Origin of the sequence: Occallatibacter sp. (genome assembly GCF_035317045.1) — a bacterium.
GTDB lineage: Bacteria > Acidobacteriota > Terriglobia > Terriglobales > Acidobacteriaceae > Telmatobacter.
Map to the genome: position 1 here is coordinate 120,447 of NZ_DATHHT010000004.1, position 17,422 is coordinate 137,868.

Below are 17,422 nucleotides of genomic sequence, written 5' to 3' on the forward strand. Positions count from 1 at the left end.
GTTGGCTTAGAGCATGTCCTCAATTTTTACGGGGTCCATGTCCGCGTAATCCTGGTTTTCGCCGCCCATGCCCCAGCAGAACTTATATGCCTGGGTGCCGGCACCGGCGTGAAGTGACCACCCTGGTGAGACCGCAACCTCGCGATCAGACATCACGATGTGGCGGGTCTCCTCCGGCGGCCCCATGAAATGGAAGACACGCGCAGTCTCTGCCACGTCGAAGTAGCAATAGACCTCGGAGCGGCGCATGTGCCGGTGTGCAGGCATCGTGTTCCAGGTGCTTCCCTCGTGCAGGTGTGTCACACCCATCACGAGCTGGCAGCTCTTTGCGCCCCCAGCGTGGATGTACTTGTAAATCGTGCGGCGATTGCTTTGAGCGGAGCTTCCCTGGTCTGCTGGTTGAGCGCACTCACGTTTGACCAGCGTGACGGGATGGGCCGTGTGGGCGGGATAGCTGAGGATGTAGAAGACGGCAGGAGGTTCCTTTGACTTGGATTCGAAGAGGATCTCGGGATTGTCGCGGCCGATGTAAATCAAGTCAAGGTTATTAAGCGGATACGTCGAGTTACCCACGTGAACCAGGCCCTCGCCCCCGACGTTCAGCGCACCGAGTTCGCGCCGCTCCGTGAAGAACTTTGCGCGCAACTCTGGGGTGGCGTTCAGGAGTATCGGTCCATCCGTGGGCACCGCGAAGCCGACGACCGCTCGGTCAAGATCCACGTAGGTCAAGTGAATCTCTCCGGGACGCGCATGATTGTCGATCAGAAAGGATTCTCGAAGCTCCCGAGTTGTCATGCGCGGAAAACGGACAGGGTCCGCAAGCAAAAGTGTCTTCATGGAATTGCACGACTCAAGCGAGGAATTCGCATATTTCCAGGAACTAGCACTTCCGGTCTATCACAGCCGGCATTGAACTCCATAGGAATAGTTTAGGCGCTGTTCCGGCCAGCGGGATCGCCATTGCTTCGAAAGCAGGAATAACACCAGGGGCCTTAGTAAGCCGAGAAGTTTCGTGAGGTTCAGATGGAATGGAGCGTGAAGAGAGTGATTTCGGGACGGCAATTGAAGCGAAAGGGGGCTCCCACGCTGCCGATGCCGCGGTTCACGTAGAGTTGCGTCGTCCCCAATTGGAAGAGTCCCTCAACGTATTTGCGTCCGCCGGGTGGAAGCCACAAAGGGCCGAGGACCGGCAATCGCACCTGGCCGCCATGGGTGTGCCCGCTCAGAACCAGGGAGACGGCCTGACCTGCCGGCTGCTTGCGCAACTGATCGACATAGTCCGGCGCATGACACATCAGGATGATCGGTTCGTTGGCCACGTCTCGAATTCGGGAAGGAATCGCCTGGTCGGGGTCCGGTTGTCCATCGCACGGATCATCGAGCCCCGAAAGCCAGATCCTGCTTTCCCCGCGCTCAATGGGCACATACGCGTTGCGAAGCACGGTCATGCCGTGGAACTTCAGGGCTTCGCCAACGTGTTCCTCGCCAGCCCAGATATCATGATTGCCAAAAATGGCATATCGCTGCTTGCACTGGAGACTGCTAAGCATTTTGCCGCATTGCCAGGCCGCGTCGACAGTTAGCTTCGCAGGCAAGACCTGCGCGGTGACATAGTCGCCCGTAAGCAAAACCATGTCCGGATTGGCCCGGTTGACCGCATCGATGGCTTCCCGCAGCAGAAACGGCTCGGTGAACTCGTCCAGGTGGATGTCGCTGAGTTGCGCAATGGTCAAGCCGTCAAATTCAGCCGAAAGCCCGCGGATTCCGATGTCTTTTTTGACAACCTCAAGCCAATGCCGCTCGAATTCGCCTGCATAGAGGGCGAGGCCGCCTGCGCCACAGAGAGCTCCCTTGAGAAAAGACCGTCTTGAAACAACCTGCTCATTCAAGCCAGCCACGGATGATGCCATGTATTTTTGACCGATCTTAGATTTTTCGGAGTGAATCTAGGAGAAGCTGATTTGTTCCAAGCAGATTGGCATTCCCGCAAGTTCGATCTCATTTTGTTAGATGCAGGATTCAAGAAGAGTGTATGTCGAGCCGCGAGATAGGCCGTACACCATTCGTGGGATTCTCAATTCCAGGTCCTGAATCCCGCTGAACTCGAGGAGTTGCAGCAAAGGCGCTGCTGGAAGAATGGAAGTGCGAACCTCGTAATGACCCCTTACACTGGAGTGCAACCATGCGTTTGTCACCATTAAAGCTGTTCGAGTTGGCTTCCATCGCGCTGACTGCACTCGTTTTTTCAGCTCACACAGCCGATCTTTGGGCCGCTGTGCCTGAAACTGGCGCAACGAAAGCGGCGGTTCCCGTGGCGAGCACGGCGGACAGCCGTACATCGCGGGCTTACCAGGCTGCAGTTCGTGAAGGGCCGCTGGCGGTTCAGGCCTTTCTCGCTGATTTTCCGAAAGGCGCGGATCTGCATTTTCATCTCGGCGCTGGGGTATATGCGGAGACGCTGATCCGCGTGGCCGCTGAAGACAAGGTTTGTATTGATCCCGCGAAGTTGGAGTTCGCACGCAATGAACAGGGCAAGACCGTAAATGAACCATGCATGCCACCATTGGTACCTGCGAGCGAATTGAATGGAAGTACCCTGACACCAGCACAACAGGGGCTGTATGACAGAGTCATCAACGCGTTTTCGATGCGCAACTTTGTGCCGACGCCTGGCTATAGCGGGCACGATCAGTTCTTCTCGACCTTCGATCGTTTTGGCGGGCTCGACAAAATCCATACGGGTCAGTGGATCGATGAAATCACGCGCCGTGCCGATTCTGAGAACAATCAGTATCTCGAGTTGATGGAAACCCCGTCCTTCGGACATGCCGCGCGGATTGCGCACGAGGTGGGATTCCATCCGGACCTTGCACAGACGCGGCAGGCGCTGCTTGATCGTGGTCTGAGGGATGAAATCGCCGCTGATCGTGCGGATGTAAAGGCGGCCATCGAGTCACGCAATCAAATCCAGCATTGCGGAACCCCGCAGGCTGTGAGTGCATGTCGGGTGCAGGTGCGTTTCATTTACCAGGTTCTGCGCGCGTTCTCGCCGGAGCAGGTATTCGCGCAGACACTGCTGGGCTTCGAAACGGTGCAACAGGCGATCGAGCAAGGATCAGACGATTGGGTCGGCATCAACTTCGTGCAGCCGGAAGATTATATGGTGGCGATGCGCGACTACACGTTGCACATGAAGATGGTGGAGTATCTGCACAGTCTTTATCCAAAGGTGCATATCACCCTGCATGCGGGCGAACTGGCGCCGGGAATGGTGCCGCCCGAGGGCATGAAGTTTCACATTCGCCAGGCTGTGGAACTCGGACATGCTGAGCGCATCGGGCATGGTGTTGATGCGATGTATGAGGATGATGCTCAAGGCCTGCTGAAAGAGTTGGCGAGGAAGCATGTCATGGTCGAGATCAACCTGAGCTCGAATGAGGGCATTCTCGGGATCACTGGCGAACATCACCCGTTCCAGTACTATCGCGCCGCGCATGTGCCGGTGGCCCTCTCGACAGATGACCAGGGCGTGAGCCGCATCAATCTTACTCATGAATATGTGCGAGCCGCGAATGACTATCATCTGAGCTACGCAGATCTGAAGCAGCTGGCGCGCACCGGAATGGAACACAATTTTCTGCCCGGAGAAAGCCTGTGGGCTGCGCCCGATGTCTTCACTGCGCCAGCTGTTGCATGCAGGGGGCAGATTCTCGGCGGATCGAAACCTTCAGCGGGGTGCAAGAGTTTTCTCGATGCCAATGAGAAAGCGGCGGCGCAGTGGGAATTGGAAAGGCGCTTCCGCGAGTTCGAAGCGAAGTTCCAATAGAATTCCGCGCAGCACATACTCACCCGCTAATCTGTATGTGGAGTCTTCGATTCGATGCCGCCCATTACTTATCTTGAATGCTCGCGCTGCCATGCGCACACCTCAGCCGAAACACCGCAGACCGTCTGCCAGCAATGTAAAACACAGCCTGCCGGATCGCTTTTCGTTCGTTATGACCTCTCTCATCTCAAAGGGAGCAAAGCGCCCGATGTGATTGGAAAGGGCGCAGAGGGACCATGGGCGGGGATGTGGCGCTATCGTTCGGTGCTGCCCGACGTAACTCCTGTGACGCTCGGCGAGGGATGGACGCCGATGCTGAAGAGCACACGGCACTGTGGAGCATACGTAAAGGAAGAGGGCGCCAATCCGACGGGCACATTCAAGGCGCGCGGATTGGCAATGGCAGTTACGATGGCGAAGCATTATGGCTTGGGCAAACTCGCCGTGCCTTCGGCAGGGAATGCGGCAGGCGCGCTCGCGGCTTATGCCGCCGCAGCAGGGATTGAAGCGCACATCTTCATGCCGCTCGATGTGCCATTTGCCAACTACGTGGAGGCGATTGCCTATGGCGCGCATGTGGAACTGGTCAACGGGTTGATATCCGACTGCGCACGTATTGTCCAGGAGCGGAAGCAGCAGGAGGGATGGTTCGATATCTCAACGCTGAAGGAGCCATTTCGCGTCGAGGGCAAAAAGACGATGGGCTACGAACTGGTGGAGCAACTGGGCTGGGAGTACCCCGATGCAGTTTTCTATCCAACCGGCGGAGGCGTCGGCCTGATCGGGATGTGGAAGGCGTTCGAGGAGATGGAAGAACTCGGTTGGGTGCGACCGGGCAAACGGCCGAAGATGATCGCGGTGCAGTCGTCGGGATGTGCGCCGGTGGTGCGTGCCTATGACGATGGTGCGAAGGTAAGCACGATGTGGCAGGACGCAGCGACGTTCGCTGCAGGACTGCGTGTGCCGAAGCCCTATGGAGACTCAATCATCCTCGACATTGTGCGCGCGTCCGACGGGCTTGCGATGGCGGTCAGTGATGACGAAATCCTCGCATCGATTCTCGACTGGGCGCGAAACGAGGGCATCTTCCTTTCGCCGGAAGGGGCGAGCGTGACTGCCGCTTACGACAAGCTGCTCGCGAATGGATATCTGAGGCCGAGTGATCGCGTCGTGCTCTTCAACACCGGGGCAGGGCTCAAGTACACAGACGTGACGGCGGAAGCAATGAAGCTGAAGCGTCCGGCGGCGCAATAGATCTCGATGACAAGTTCGACGACAACGCGCGCCACTAGCACAGACCGGATTGCACAAGCTTTCGCTGCGGCGGGCGTACTGCTTCTGGTTGCCGGCATCGCGCTTTCGTTGGCGCACTTTCTCGCCGCGGGTGAGACGCTTCGCTGGATCGGCGTTGCGTGCTTTCTCGTGTTCGCGTATCGCAAGCCATCGTTGATGGTGTGGACGTTCTTCGCGATGATAGCGGGAGTCGAGCTCGGACTTGACGCACCACACGTGGCGGCGCAGGTGCGACTGCCTGGTGACCTGTTTCTACGCCTGATCAGGATGATCGTCGCTCCGTTGTTGTTTGCGACAATCACAACAGGGATTGCAGGCCATAACGAATTGCGCTCGGTGGGCCGTGTCGCCATCAAGGCGTTGATACTTTTCGAGGTCGTCACGACACTTGGCTTGATTATCGGTGTTGTTGCCATGAATCTCTCGGGGGCGGGCTGGGGCGTCGTGATTCCCGCATCGCTGGAAGGTGCGGCTCCAGTGGCGGCACAGGCTCCGCAGACGTGGCAGCAGATTGTGCTGAACCTCTTCCCAGAAAACATCGCGCAGGCTGTGGCGCAGAATCAGATTCTTCAGGTTGCGATTTTTTCCATTCTCTTCGGCTCGGCGCTGGCCATGCTGCCGGACAAGAAGCGAGCGCCGCTGGTTTCGGTGCTGCAATCGCTCGCCGATGTGATGTTCCAATTGACGCGGATCGTCATGTACCTTGCGCCACTGGCTGCTGGTGCCGCGATGGCGTACACCGTCGGCAGCACCGGTCTTGCGACACTTCTGCCGTTGGCGAAGCTGGTTGTGACTTACTACATCGCACTGACGGCGTTCGCGCTGCTCGTGATGATTCCGGTCCTTGCATTGTTTCGAGTTCCGCTGGGCAGGTTTATCCGCGCAGTCGGCGAACCTGCGGCGATTGGGTTTGCGACAACGACTTCGGAGGCTGCACTTCCTTTGGCGATGGAGCGCATGGAGGAGTTCGGCGTGCCGCGGTGGATTGTTTCGTTTGTCATTCCCACGGGCTATAGCTTCAACATGACGGGTGGCAGCGTATATCTCTCGATGGCGGCGGTTTTCGTGGCGCAGGCTGCGGGCATTCATCTCACGTTTGGCCGCGAGCTTGCAGTGGTGCTTGTCTTGATGGCGGCGAGCAAGGGGATTGCCGGTGTGCCGCGTGCGTCGCTGGTTGTCCTACTGGCAACGGCGAGCGCCGTTCATTTGCCGACTGCGCCCATTCTGCTGATTCTTGGCGTCGACACGCTGATGGACATGGGCAGGACGATGATGAATGTCGTCGGCAATTGCATGGCAGCCGCCGTGATCGGCAAGACGGAAGGCACGCTCCTCACTTCCCGACCTGCTGATGAGTTGCAGGTATAACGAGCGAGGCCGATGTGACCGAGGGTGACGCGTCGCAACCCTGGTTCACAAGGTGTGCGCAGAGTCCTGCAGGCAGGCGCACAACGTGTATTGTCGTTCCCGCGATCAAGAGAACAGTTGTCTGGTCCTTTGCTCCGACGATCTCGTAGCCTATCGTGAGGGCATGGGCGCGGACCTTCTCGTGCCGATGGGATATTGGTGCATGGACAATCGCCACGAAAGTCATACCCAGAATCACGCCAAGCAGTAGAGAGTTGAAGTACGTAGTCAGACGGCGCATAAATCCTCCAATGCGGGCGCCCTCGTCCGCGAGTGATAAAGCGGTATCCAATGGAGCGCGGCCAGTGACATCAGCCGCGCGATGGCTGAAACAAGGGAGGTCTACTCCGCCGCCAGGCGAGCGCGGCGGGCCTCCCAGGCCCACTTGCCTACATCAAAGATGAGCTGCAACAGGACGATGGCGCAGATCACGACGAAGGCGTAGTGGATTCCGTTGTTGATCTGGTCGAGGTTCTGGCCGTAGCGCGCCTGATCGAGTGCGGGATTCTTGAGTGAGACGTAGATGTGGCCAGGAGCCATGAGCAGGATCACGACCGGAATGAGCCCGAAAACCTTGAGGACGATCTGCTGAAGGCGGCCGGGCTGCTGCCATGTGTTGCGTACGAGGTCGACGCATCTCGAGACGATCTGCACGATGTTAAGGGCGATGATCCACCAGAAGAATGTCCACCATGCCGGCGATAGCTCGTATGGCATGACCTTCAGAAAAACAACGCCAGGTCCGAGCATCAGGAAGGGATGGCTCGGGATGAGGAGCAGGTACACCAGGAACAGGGAGGAGAAGATGATTTCAGCGACTGCCTGAGCGAACGAGCGGCGCTTGCCCGGCCGGTTGCTGTCTTTCTCGAGCGGCGGCAACGTACTGGGATTCCAGTTTTTTGTGACGCCGGTGGAGATGCCGGTGGACGTCGGAAAGGAGTTTGGATACCGCGCTCTGAAGAAGTCGAGGGCCACGAAGACGAGGGTGATCCAAGCCGCGGTCTGGATGAGGATGCCCGGCATGCGCAGGAGAGACTCGAAGATGGCCCTGGCGCCAGGCGATGTGAGAGGGGTGACGACGACAGTCACAATCATGCAGATAACGAACGCCCACAGCATGGTGAGTCGCAGCACGTACAGATACATCGGGAAGAGCGTGGGACCGATGAGGAATTGCTGCGGCTGATAGCGCGAAGCAACAAGCATGGGATGGCCCATCTTGCGGAGAAGGTCTTCCATTTCGCCCTGGGTGAGCGGACGACCGAGCTCTGACTCTTTGTCTTCGATCTGCGACTCCATGTTGGCCCGCAGTTCGGCGATGATGTCGTCCTGGCGGCGAGCCGGCAGGTATTTTCTTACGGCTTGGAGATAACGGTCGAGAAGGTCCATGGCTGTTTCCTTACTTGCTGCTCTGGGATTCAGGGTTTTCGAAGATGCGGTTTATAGAAGCGTTGATGGTTTGCCATTCGTCCAGCAGCTGGGCGAGGATCTGTTCGCCCTCCGGTGAAAGGTGATAAAAGCGCTTGTTTCGCTTGTCTTCCTCGCGCCACTGGCTTACCAGCAGGCCTTGTGTTTCGAGGCGGCGAAGAAGCGGGTAGAGCGTGCTTTCATCGATCTCGAGGCCTCGTTCGGCGAGGTCCTTGCGGAGCGTGTAGCCGTAATGCTCCTGGCGAAGCTGAGCCAGGACGGCGAGCGTGAGGCTTCCGCGGCGAAGCTCGAGACGAAGGCTTTCAAAGAGGTTTTCAGCTACGGTCATTGCTGTGCCTCATATACTGTACTTCACATACTGTATGACAACTAGTGTATGGCGTCAAGTAGATTTTTTGGGATTTTTTGCACAGTTTCACAGGGGCTTAGAATTTCGGGCATGGATAACGAACGCATCCGGGCGATCTGCATGGCGCTGCCGCATGTGGCGGAGACGGTGAACTGGGGCCATCACTTGGTGTATTGGGCAGGGGATCGCGATATTGGTGGCAAGATGTTTGCCATGACGGATTTAGACGGGACCGGCACCGGGGTGCTGTGGTTTCACTGCGGGTCCGAACGGTTCTACGAATTGCTTGAAGTGGACGGCATCATTCCTTCGCCGTACATGGCAAAGGCCTATTGGGTGACGCTGGTGCGGTGGGATGCGCTGCGGCCGAGGCAGATTGAGGAAGAACTGCGCATGGCGCATGCGCTGATCTTTGAAAAGTTGCCGCAGCGGGTGAAGACTTTGCTGGCATTGTCGGAGAAGGAGCGTAAGAAGGCAATCGGCGAACGCAAGCGAGGGCGGAAGTTGCCTGCGAAAGTTGTCAAGAGTGCGAGTTCCAGTCGCGGAAGGTCTGCGGTCTCCCATGTCTCAAAATCGAGACATGGGGCACCCGGCGATAGAGGCAAGAGTAAAAAGACGGCGGGTTAGCATCTGGATGTTCCCAGTTCTCGCATTCGAGACTTTTGGGCTCCCAGAGATCGTGCTTGTCACACTCATGACGCAAAAGACGGTCATTAATGGGGCACCAGCACTGTATCGAGTCGCTGCTTTTCGCTGTATGGAACTGGAGCTGCCGAATGAACGTATGGTTTGGTGATCGAGTTTGAGGTAGATGTCATGGCGAAATTTCTTTTGTTTTGCATTCTCCTGGTTCTGTGCTGGCCGCTCGCTTTGCTGGCGGTGATTGCGTATCCGTTTGTGTGGCTGCTGCTGCTGCCGTTCCGGATCGTCGGAATTGCGGTGGGTGGAGTGCTCGAACTGGTGAGCGCGATTATCTTTCTGCCGGTGCGGATGGTGCGGGCAATCTGACCCGCAACAACTTCCAGCGATATGGTAAGCAATGCGCCCACCCGGTCCGTTCCCACTACTTGGGGGGGATCCTCCCCCCCATACTCTGTAAATAAAATTGCCGTTTTCATGGACTTAGAGCGAAGTGTCGCCGCAAGGTCCTCTTTCTGAATATCGTTAGCCGTAGAGTCTTCTGGCCAAAAGGCTTGCGGGCCGTTCCGGAGTTTCACCGTTCCGCAACGCTGGTGCACGCGCTGGGAACCACACGTGTGGTTCGCAATCAATCTTCATTATGCGCCAACCGGTTGAAATTACCTGCAAACACAGAGCGGATAATTTTTCGTTTTGAATCATATAGTTAGGACGAGTGTACGGTGGGGCGCTGTTGACAAGTTCAGGCACGCAGGCTGGAACTCGAGGGGCGTTGCCGGCATATCGGCATCATCGTTCTTTGGTTTCTTTACCCGGACGCTGATTCCCGGAGTTTCGCGTCCAAGAGAGAATCAGAAGTTCGTTTCCTGGGCTCATTCCGCTTTCAGACATCCCGAGGAAGCGCAAATCATACGGAGGCCATTATGCGAGCAAGATGGACGTGGTGCGTGATGCTGTGTGCAGGGCTGGCGCTTGCCAGTGCCGTTGCGGTGGAGGCGCAGACCGATGTGGCGCTGAGCGTGTACGGGGCATTTCATGGAACGACGAATGGGAATGGAACGATCCAGAGTCCCGCGAACTCGGCGGGCGGAATGATCGAGGTGCGGCACATCTCGAATCCGCTGGTGGGGTGGGAGGCGACGTACTCCTACAACCGGGACAACCAGGTTTATAGTTCGGCCTGTGCCGTCATTACGTGCACCTCGATAGCTCCGCAGGCAGTCTCTGCCAATGCGCATGAGATTAGCGGAGACTGGATCGCATCGGTGCACATCGCGAACCTGAGGCCGTTTGGACTTGCCGGCGTTGGCCTACTGTTCAATCAGCCGACGGGCAGGCAGAGCAATACAACCAGCGAAACCAAGCCGGTTTTCGTATATGGCGCGGGGTTGGATTGGGGTGTATTTCCGCATCTCGGATTGCGGTTTCAATATCGCGGCAATCTCTACAAGGCGCCGGATCTGACGCGGCTTTACACGTCGACGAACGCATTCACGCATACGTCGGAGCCGATGATCGGAGCGTATATCCGGTTCTAGGTGTGGTTTTCGGCGCCGAAAATGACGCGTGATTTCGGTCGGCCCTCCGGGGGGAAGGGCATTGTGCGGGGTAGCGTCCCAGGGTTTCGCTGCGCTTCACCCTGGGCTATTTTCGCGTAGTCCCTACGGGACTGGGTGAGGGGGCAGGGCGCAATTCGATGCGAATTACTTTGTCGTGTGATCTCCTGGCCCTGCCCTGACAAGTTAGGACGGGGCACCCACATGTCGTCTGATGTCGTGACCCGCCCTACCCAAGTTGCACACAAGTTCCGAGGCGAGGTTTATTCGTGTGCGCCGTGCTTCTTGAGGAGGCTGACGGCGGAATCCAGGTTTGCCTGCATGGCGTAGGCCAGGGGCCGCTGCTGGGCCTGGTCCACCGCATTGACGTCGGCGCCTTTGTCGACGAGCAGACCGACAGTGCTTTCAAAACCGAGTCGAAGAGCGCAGTCGAGAATGGTGTCGCCGTATGTGTCGGGGGTGTTGGGATTGGCGCCGTGATCGAGAAGGAATTTCGCGTCGTCCTTTTGATTGCGCATGATGGCCCAGAAGAGCGGAGTAGCGCCGCTGGCAGCGCGGGCGTTGACGTCGGCTCCATGGGCGACAAGGAGCTGCATCACCTTGTTGTGGCTCGTGGCAAATTCGGCGAGGTCGAGAGGCGTGTAGCCGTCCTTCAAATCCTTCGAGGTCACTCCCTGGGTATTGAGTTCATTGGTCGTGTTGACGGCCTGGGAGTGGAGGAGGATCACGGGATCCTGATGGTTGTTGGTGGAGAACTCTTTGCCCAGATCGTCGGGGATGAAGGGCGGGTAGTTGTTTTTGAGATTCACGTTGGCGCCGGCGTCGATGAGGGCCTGCGCGACGGCGAGCTGGCCGTGCAGAGCGGCCTGGTGCAGAGGAGTGTCGCCGTTCTTATCCTTGTCGTTGACAAGCCTGGGATCGGAGGCGAGGAGTTCCTTGACCTTTTTGACGTCGCCTTTGCGCGCTGCGTCCTGGATAGGGCCGCAGAAGGCTGGAGTGGCGATGGTGAGAGTTGCGAATGCAAGTGCGACGGCGCACACAAGGCGCCTGGAAATAGAAGAGCGAATGATCAACGTTTTCATTTTTGAATTCTCTCCGAGCGAGATGACCGGCAGGTTCTACCTTTTGGCGGACGTGCCACGACCATCGTGCGGCCGGGGCACACTTCTAGAGACGGGAGAAAGCGGGCTGGGGTCGCATGCGATTTGCGGAAGGTGGATGGAACCATTGCCACGAGAGGGCGGGGCAGGTTGTTGATCGACCAGTAGCGTCAGAGTAGGCGGTGATTGGATCGGAACTCAATTTCGCGAATCAGTTCGTTCCCCGTACAGCCATTTGCGCTCAAAGTAGGCCATTCCCAACGCGCCGAGACAAAGACAATTTCGGCGAAGGATGTTTTGGCTCTGCTTGTCGGACGAAAGGTATCTGTTATCCAGAACGGGAGCGTCGGAATCATGTAGGTGCAAATCCGATAACAGCAGAGAAGGATCGTCAGAAACATCGCGTGCGCCAGCAAAACCTGTGACCTTGTGCGTACATTATTTCGGGAGAAGATGAAGGGTCCATCTTTGGCGAATTCGAGCCAAAAGACGAAGGCAGAGTAGACCACAGCAATGACGACAAACAGCGCCCAGGAGAAATAGCGCAATGATTGGGCGGGATCAATGTTTCTCGTAGTTCGCTCATTGGCGATCAAAACGAACAGCCCAATTGTCGGCACGCTCTTCGCCTCTCCGTCAACAGCAGAGTTGAGTGCAATTCTAAGGCAGCACGCCCGTTGCGGTCGGTTTGTGGCCTATCGTCAATTACTTTTTGGTAAATGCTGGCGGGGGCGGAATCATCTGGTACTGGCCCACCGGTCACATGAGACGACGTAATGAAGGCCATGACTGCGAGCTCTGGTTTCCAGCTTCCCGATGGAGGTGGAACGGTTGGCTGCCTCGACAGCAAATCGACAGATCGTCTAACTTGGCCTTATGGCTGGTGTGTCGTTGGTGTTGGACGGGAAGGTGGCGCTGATCACGGGCGGGTCGCGCGGGATCGGCGCGGAGACGGTGCGGCTTTTTGCTGCTGCCGGGGCGCGCGTGGTGTTCAGCTACCGGCAGGCGAAGGAGCAGGCACTCGCATTGATGGGCGAGTGTGGAGGGCCGGTTCGGTGTGTTGCGATTGAGCAGGATTTGCGATCGCCGTCGGATGGGCGTGCGCTGGTGGGTGCGGCAGTAAAGGCCTTTGGGCGGCTGGATGCGCTGGTGGTCAATCATGGGGTGTGGCCGGCGGAGGATGCGCCGATCGAGCTGATGACCGAGGAGCAGTGGCGCAGTACGATTGCCGTGAATCTGGACTCGGTATTCGGGCTGGTGCAGGGGGCGGTGACACAGATGCAGTTGCAGGGGCCTCCGGCGACGGGTGATGACGGAACGAAGGGGCATATTGTGCTGATCAGTTCAACGGCGGGGCAGCGAGGCGAGGCCATGCACGCGGACTACGCCGTGACGAAAGGCGCGCTGATCAGTCTGACAAAGAGCCTGTCGACGGAGTTGGCGCCGCGTGGAATCATGGTGAACTGCGTGGCTCCGGGATGGGTGGCGACGGACATGTCGGCGGGAACGCTGGGAGATCCGGCGCTGGGTGGACGGATCCGGGCGGGGATTCCGGTGGGGCGCGTGGCCACAACGACAGAGATTGCGGGGCCGGTACTGTTTTTGTGTACGCCGCTGGCGGGGTTCATCTCCGGCGAGGTGGTGAATGTGAATGGAGGAGCGGTGCTGGTGGGGTGAGACAGTGGACGGTGAAACAGTGGACAGTGAAATGGTGAATTAGTGAACAGTGGACAGTGGACAGTGGACAGTGAACAGTGAACTGTGGACAGTGAACAGTGGACAGTGAACGGTGAACAGTGGTCAGTGATGCGGCCAGATAATTTGGGATCAGGGAGAAAGTAAATGCGGAAGGGATTGGCGGTGGGGCTGGCTTTGGGGTTGCTGGCGATGCCGCTTGGGGTGTGGGCGCAGGCGGACGATGCGGGTGCGAAGCCTCCAGCGCAGGCGATGGATGTATCCGGCGAGAAGAACGCGGCGAAGGCACGCGCGGCTCTGGACGCGATGGTGAAGGCGCTGGGCGGCGATGCGTGGCTGAACCTGAAGAACGTCGAGCGTGAGGGGCATATCGCGGCGTTCTTTCATGGCGAGCCGGATGTGGGTACGACCCTATTCTGGGAGTTTCACGTGTGGCCCGATCATGATCGGATGGAGTACACGAAGCATCGCGATGTGGTGCAGTTTTATATCGCGCAGAAGGGGACCGAGGTCACATATCGAGGCGCGAAACCCCTGCCGCAGGAGCAGGTGGATGACTTTATGCGGCGTCGAGCGCACTCGATTGAGATGGCGGTGAAAGTGTGGCTGAAGGATCCGAAGACGATCCTGGTATATGAAGGGCAACGCATGGCGGAGCGGCACATGGCGGACCAGGTGACGATGATCTCTCCGGAGAATGAGGCGATCACGATCCAGATGGATGTGCAGACGCACCTGCCTCTGTCGCGGAGTTTCCAGTGGCGCGACCCGGTGTACAAGGACAAGAACACGGATGTGGAGGAGTACGCGGACTACCACGACGTGGAGGGGTTTCCGACCGCGTACTCGATTACGCGGGTGCACAACGACGACACGGTTCGGCAGTTGTATATCGACAAGGTGCATTACAACCAGGATCTGCCGGCGGAGTTCTGGGATGTTAGTGCAGTGGCGAGGAAGATCAAGAAATAAGCTTCTAGCTGTCAGCCTCTAGCTTCCAGCTCCCGAGTGCCGGTCGTACTGTGGCGGTATCAATCGGATGGATTTGTGCTTTCCCACCCTTGCTGCGCAAGGATGGGGCACCCCATTTCAATGAAGTCAGCTTCGCTATAATCCTCGGGGAGTGCGTGGTTCGTTTTTTGCGCGCTTTGTGGAGCCTGAGCATGACGTTCGACATCCAGGAGATCCTGGAGTTTCTTCCGCACCGCTACCCCTTTTTGCTGATCGACAGGATCACGGAGTTCGAGCCGACCAAGCGCCTGGTGGCGATCAAGAATGTGACCATTAACGAGCCGTTTTTCCAGGGACATTTTCCCGGATATCCGATCATGCCGGGCGTGCTGGTGGTGGAGGCGATGGCGCAGGCGGGCGGCATTATCATGCTGCACGAGATCGAGGATCGGCAAACCAAGCTGGTGGTGTTCACGGGAATTGAGCGCGCCAAGTTTCGCCGGCCGGTGACGCCGGGCGACCAGTTGCGGATTGAAGTGGATGTGCTGTCGTTCAGGTCGCGAGCGGGGAAGATTCATGGGCGTGCGACGGTGGATGGCAAGCTGGCCTGCGAGGCGACGCTGACCTGTGCGGTAGTGACGCGGGAGCGCGAGCGGAAGGCGCATGGAGACAGCCCCAGCGAGGCGGCGGCTCCGGAGGCGGAGTGAGTATCCATCCCAGCGCGGTGGTCGCCGAGGGGGCGGTGGTTCCCGACTCTTGCGAGGTGGGTCCGTTCTCGACGATCGGGCCGGATGTGGTGCTGGGCGAAGACTGCCGGCTGATTTCGCACGTGGTGCTGGATGGGCGGACACATATTGGGGCACGGAATGTGTTTCATCCGTTCTGCGCTGTGGGTGTGTCGCCGCAGGATTTGAAATATGGCGGGGAGCCGACGCAGTGCGAAATAGGAGATGACAATACGATTCGCGAGAGCGTGACCATCAGCCGCGGGACCGCGAAGGGCGGCGGCATTACACGCGTGGGCTCGAAGAACCTGCTGATGACGGCGGTACACATTGGGCACGACTGCATCGTGGGCAATGGATGCATTCTGGCGAATGCGGCGACGCTCGCGGGACATGTGATCATCGAGGATTTCGCGACCGTGGGTGCGTTCAGCCCGGTACACCAGTTCTGCACGGTGGGGAAGTATTCGTTTATCGGCGGCGGAACGATTGTGACGCAGGACGTTTTGCCGTTTTCAAAGACCTCGGCGCGGCGCGAGAACAAGGCATTCGGCGTGAACAGCATTGGGCTGGAGAGGCGGGGTTTCAGTCTGGAACGGATCAAGTCGCTGCAGAAGGCCTTTCGGCTGTTGTTGGTGTCGAAGCTGAACACGACGCAGGCTCTCGAGAAGATTCGGGAACTGGAGGGCGAGGATGTGGCGCTGCTGGTGAGGTTTATCGAGCGCAGTGAGCGCGGGGTCATCAAGTAGATATGAAGCTTGGGCTGATTGCGGGCAACGGACGGTTTCCGTTTTTGCTGCTGGATGCGGCGCGGGCGCAGGGGTACTCGGTGACCGTGGCGGCGATTCGGGAGGAGACGGAGCCGGAGATCAACGATCGGGCGGCGGTGGACCCGAAGATTACGGTGCACTGGCTTTCGCTGGGGGAGCTGTCGCGGCTGATCGAGGTGTTTCACAAGGAAGATGTAAAGTCCGCGGTAATGGCGGGGCAGGTGAAGCACAAGCAGATCTTTTCAAGCATCAGGCCGGACTGGCGGCTGGCGAAACTGCTGCTGAATCTGCGCACTCGCAATACAGACATGTTGCTGGGTGCAGTGGCGAAGGTGCTGGCGGATGAGGGCATCGAACTGATGAGTTCTACGCAGTTTCTGGAGCCACTGCTGGCCGAGGAGGGCGTTCTGACTGAGGTTTCAGGAGGCCGTGCTCCAACTGAGGACGAGCGGAAGAATATCGAGTACGGGCTGGGCGTGGCTCGGGAGCTGGCGGGGTTCGATATCGGGCAGACCGTGGTGGTGGCGGCGCAGGCGTGCGTGGCAGTGGAGGCAATGGAAGGCACGGACGCGACGATCGAGCGCGCTGGGTTGCTGATGAAGTCGCTCGAGGAGGATGCTGATGCGCCTGCTTCTACTCTTGAGCGCCGATTGACCGTTGTTAAGGTCGCGAAGCCGAACCAGGATATGCGGTTCGATGTGCCGGTGATCGGGATGAAGACCATCGAAACCATGGTTCAGGCGGGGGCGAGTTGTCTATCGGTGGAGGCGGGGCGGACGCTACTGTTCGATCGCGAGGCGTTGCTGAAGCGGGCGGCGGAGGCGGGGATCGCGGTCGTGGCTACGCCACGACAGGGACATAGGGACGCAGGGACATAGGGACTCAGACAACAAGAGCGTAGGGAGGACAGGCGCGGGGGCTTTGCCTGCAGACCTTTTGATGACAATTCTGCCGGGGGTCTGGAACTATACTGGCCGGGTGTGTGGCGTCCCTATGTTGATCCGCCACGTCTTATGAATGCGGTGTGTGAGCCCGGATTCTGAGGTTTGATCCCCGTTTTTTGAACAGGAGGTTACAGATGAAGAAGACGATTCTGATTGGTTTTGCCGCGGCGATTGCGCTGTCGGTTTGTCTGGTGACGGTGCGGGCGGCAGATGATACACAAACGATGCCCTCTGTTGGGCAGATGGCGCCCACGTTTACCCTGCCATCGCAGGATGGAAACCAGGTTGCGCTGGACAGTTTTCACGGCAAGTGGGTGGTGCTGTACTTCTACCCGAAGGACATGACGCAAGGCTGCACCATCGAGGCGCACAACTTCCAGCGCGACCAGGCGAAATATGACGCCGTGAATGCCGCCATTGTTGGTGTGAGCGTGGATACGCCGGACAGCCACAAGCAGTTCTGCACCAAGGAAGGGCTGACGTTCAAGCTGCTGGCTGATCCTGAGCACAAAGTTGTGGATCAGTACGGCTCGCTGGGGCACTTTGGCAACATGACGATCGCAATGCGGAATACCTTCCTTATCGATCCGAAGGGAAAGATCGTGAAGGTGTGGACGAAGGTCAATCCGCAGGTTCACTCGGAAGAAGTGCTGGCGGCGATCGCAGAAGCACAGAAGGGGTAACTGAGAGCTTTCGGCTGTCCGCCATCAGCTTCTAGCTAATCCCAGGTCTCAAAATC

At 58.2% G+C, this 17,422-nt stretch carries 18 protein-coding genes; 12 read left to right on the forward strand and 6 right to left on the reverse strand.

The annotated features are described in order from the left end of the window. Positions 1 to 6: 6 nt before the first annotated feature. Both kduI and VK574_RS02085 read right to left on the reverse strand, forming a co-directional pair. Complete coding sequence (gene kduI, locus VK574_RS02080; RefSeq protein WP_472798143.1) at positions 7 to 837, reverse strand: 5-dehydro-4-deoxy-D-glucuronate isomerase; 831 nt, start codon at positions 835 to 837, stop codon at positions 7 to 9. Positions 838 to 1,019: 182 nt separating this feature from the next. Then, positions 1,020 to 1,910: a metallophosphoesterase gene (locus tag VK574_RS02085; protein WP_472798144.1), complete on the reverse strand. Its 891-nt coding sequence runs from the start codon at positions 1,908 to 1,910 to the stop codon at positions 1,020 to 1,022. 272 nt (positions 1,911 to 2,182) lie between these two features. Here VK574_RS02085 and VK574_RS02090 point away from each other — a divergent pair, with 272 nt between their 5' ends. Genes VK574_RS02090 through VK574_RS02100 form a run of 3 tightly spaced genes read left to right on the forward strand, consistent with a single transcriptional unit; the run spans position 2,183 to position 6,487 of the window. Then, positions 2,183 to 3,826 (forward strand): adenosine deaminase family protein, encoded by a 1,644-nt coding sequence (locus tag VK574_RS02090; protein WP_472798145.1) that lies wholly within the window; start codon positions 2,183 to 2,185, stop codon positions 3,824 to 3,826. A gap of 54 nt (positions 3,827 to 3,880) precedes the next feature. Further along, complete coding sequence (locus VK574_RS02095; protein ID WP_472798146.1) at positions 3,881 to 5,080, forward strand: threonine synthase; 1,200 nt, start codon at positions 3,881 to 3,883, stop codon at positions 5,078 to 5,080. A gap of 6 nt (positions 5,081 to 5,086) precedes the next feature. Next, positions 5,087 to 6,487, forward strand: coding sequence for a dicarboxylate/amino acid:cation symporter (locus tag VK574_RS02100; protein WP_472798147.1), 1,401 nt, complete (start codon positions 5,087 to 5,089; stop codon positions 6,485 to 6,487). Here the strand turns inward: VK574_RS02100 and VK574_RS02105 are convergent. From VK574_RS02105 to VK574_RS02115, 3 genes are all read right to left on the reverse strand, one after another. After that, complete coding sequence (locus VK574_RS02105) at positions 6,453 to 6,767, reverse strand: hypothetical protein (protein ID WP_472798148.1); 315 nt, start codon at positions 6,765 to 6,767, stop codon at positions 6,453 to 6,455. The genes VK574_RS02100 and VK574_RS02105 overlap by 35 nt on opposite strands. Positions 6,768 to 6,868: 101 nt before the next feature. Next, on the reverse strand, positions 6,869 to 7,915 hold the full coding sequence (locus tag VK574_RS02110; RefSeq protein ID WP_472798149.1) for an HAAS signaling domain-containing protein: 1,047 nt from the start codon (positions 7,913 to 7,915) through the stop codon (positions 6,869 to 6,871). Between the two features lie 10 nt (positions 7,916 to 7,925). Continuing rightward, positions 7,926 to 8,282: a PadR family transcriptional regulator gene (locus VK574_RS02115; RefSeq protein WP_472798150.1), complete on the reverse strand. Its 357-nt coding sequence runs from the start codon at positions 8,280 to 8,282 to the stop codon at positions 7,926 to 7,928. Positions 8,283 to 8,393: 111 nt separating this feature from the next. On the opposite strand from VK574_RS02115, the gene VK574_RS02120 reads away from it, so the two are divergent. From VK574_RS02120 to VK574_RS02130, 3 genes are all read left to right on the forward strand, one after another. Further along, positions 8,394 to 8,930 (forward strand): MmcQ/YjbR family DNA-binding protein, encoded by a 537-nt coding sequence (locus VK574_RS02120; RefSeq protein ID WP_472798151.1) that lies wholly within the window; start codon positions 8,394 to 8,396, stop codon positions 8,928 to 8,930. A gap of 189 nt (positions 8,931 to 9,119) precedes the next feature. After that, complete coding sequence (locus VK574_RS02125; protein ID WP_472798152.1) at positions 9,120 to 9,311, forward strand: hypothetical protein; 192 nt, start codon at positions 9,120 to 9,122, stop codon at positions 9,309 to 9,311. A 554-nt stretch (positions 9,312 to 9,865) separates the two neighbouring features. After that, on the forward strand, positions 9,866 to 10,480 hold the full coding sequence (locus VK574_RS02130; RefSeq protein WP_472798153.1) for an outer membrane beta-barrel protein: 615 nt from the start codon (positions 9,866 to 9,868) through the stop codon (positions 10,478 to 10,480). A 281-nt stretch (positions 10,481 to 10,761) separates the two neighbouring features. Here the strand turns inward: VK574_RS02130 and VK574_RS02135 are convergent, their stop codons facing one another. After that, entirely contained in the window at positions 10,762 to 11,580 is an 819-nt protein-coding gene (locus tag VK574_RS02135; RefSeq protein ID WP_472798154.1) for an ankyrin repeat domain-containing protein, read from the reverse strand. Positions 11,581 to 12,474: 894 nt separating this feature from the next. Here VK574_RS02135 and VK574_RS02140 point away from each other — a divergent pair. The 6 genes from VK574_RS02140 to VK574_RS02165 all read left to right on the forward strand — a co-directional run bounded on the left by VK574_RS02140 (position 12,475) and on the right by VK574_RS02165 (position 17,366). Further along, positions 12,475 to 13,275 (forward strand): SDR family NAD(P)-dependent oxidoreductase, encoded by an 801-nt coding sequence (locus tag VK574_RS02140; RefSeq protein ID WP_472798155.1) that lies wholly within the window; start codon positions 12,475 to 12,477, stop codon positions 13,273 to 13,275. A 165-nt stretch (positions 13,276 to 13,440) separates the two neighbouring features. Further along, on the forward strand, positions 13,441 to 14,265 hold the full coding sequence (locus VK574_RS02145; protein ID WP_472798156.1) for a hypothetical protein: 825 nt from the start codon (positions 13,441 to 13,443) through the stop codon (positions 14,263 to 14,265). An 89-nt stretch (positions 14,266 to 14,354) separates the two neighbouring features. Further along, a complete protein-coding gene (gene fabZ, locus VK574_RS02150) occupies positions 14,355 to 14,951 on the forward strand; it encodes a 3-hydroxyacyl-ACP dehydratase FabZ (protein WP_472798157.1) in 597 nt (198 codons plus the stop codon). Continuing rightward, a complete protein-coding gene (gene lpxA / locus VK574_RS02155; RefSeq protein WP_472798158.1) occupies positions 14,948 to 15,718 on the forward strand; it encodes an acyl-ACP--UDP-N-acetylglucosamine O-acyltransferase in 771 nt (256 codons plus the stop codon). Before fabZ ends, lpxA begins: the two co-directional genes overlap by 4 nt. A gap of 2 nt (positions 15,719 to 15,720) precedes the next feature. Further along, positions 15,721 to 16,617, forward strand: coding sequence for an LpxI family protein (locus VK574_RS02160; protein WP_472798159.1), 897 nt, complete (start codon positions 15,721 to 15,723; stop codon positions 16,615 to 16,617). 200 nt (positions 16,618 to 16,817) lie between these two features. After that, entirely contained in the window at positions 16,818 to 17,366 is a 549-nt protein-coding gene (locus VK574_RS02165) for a peroxiredoxin (RefSeq protein WP_472798160.1), read from the forward strand. Positions 17,367 to 17,422 lie beyond the last annotated feature (56 nt).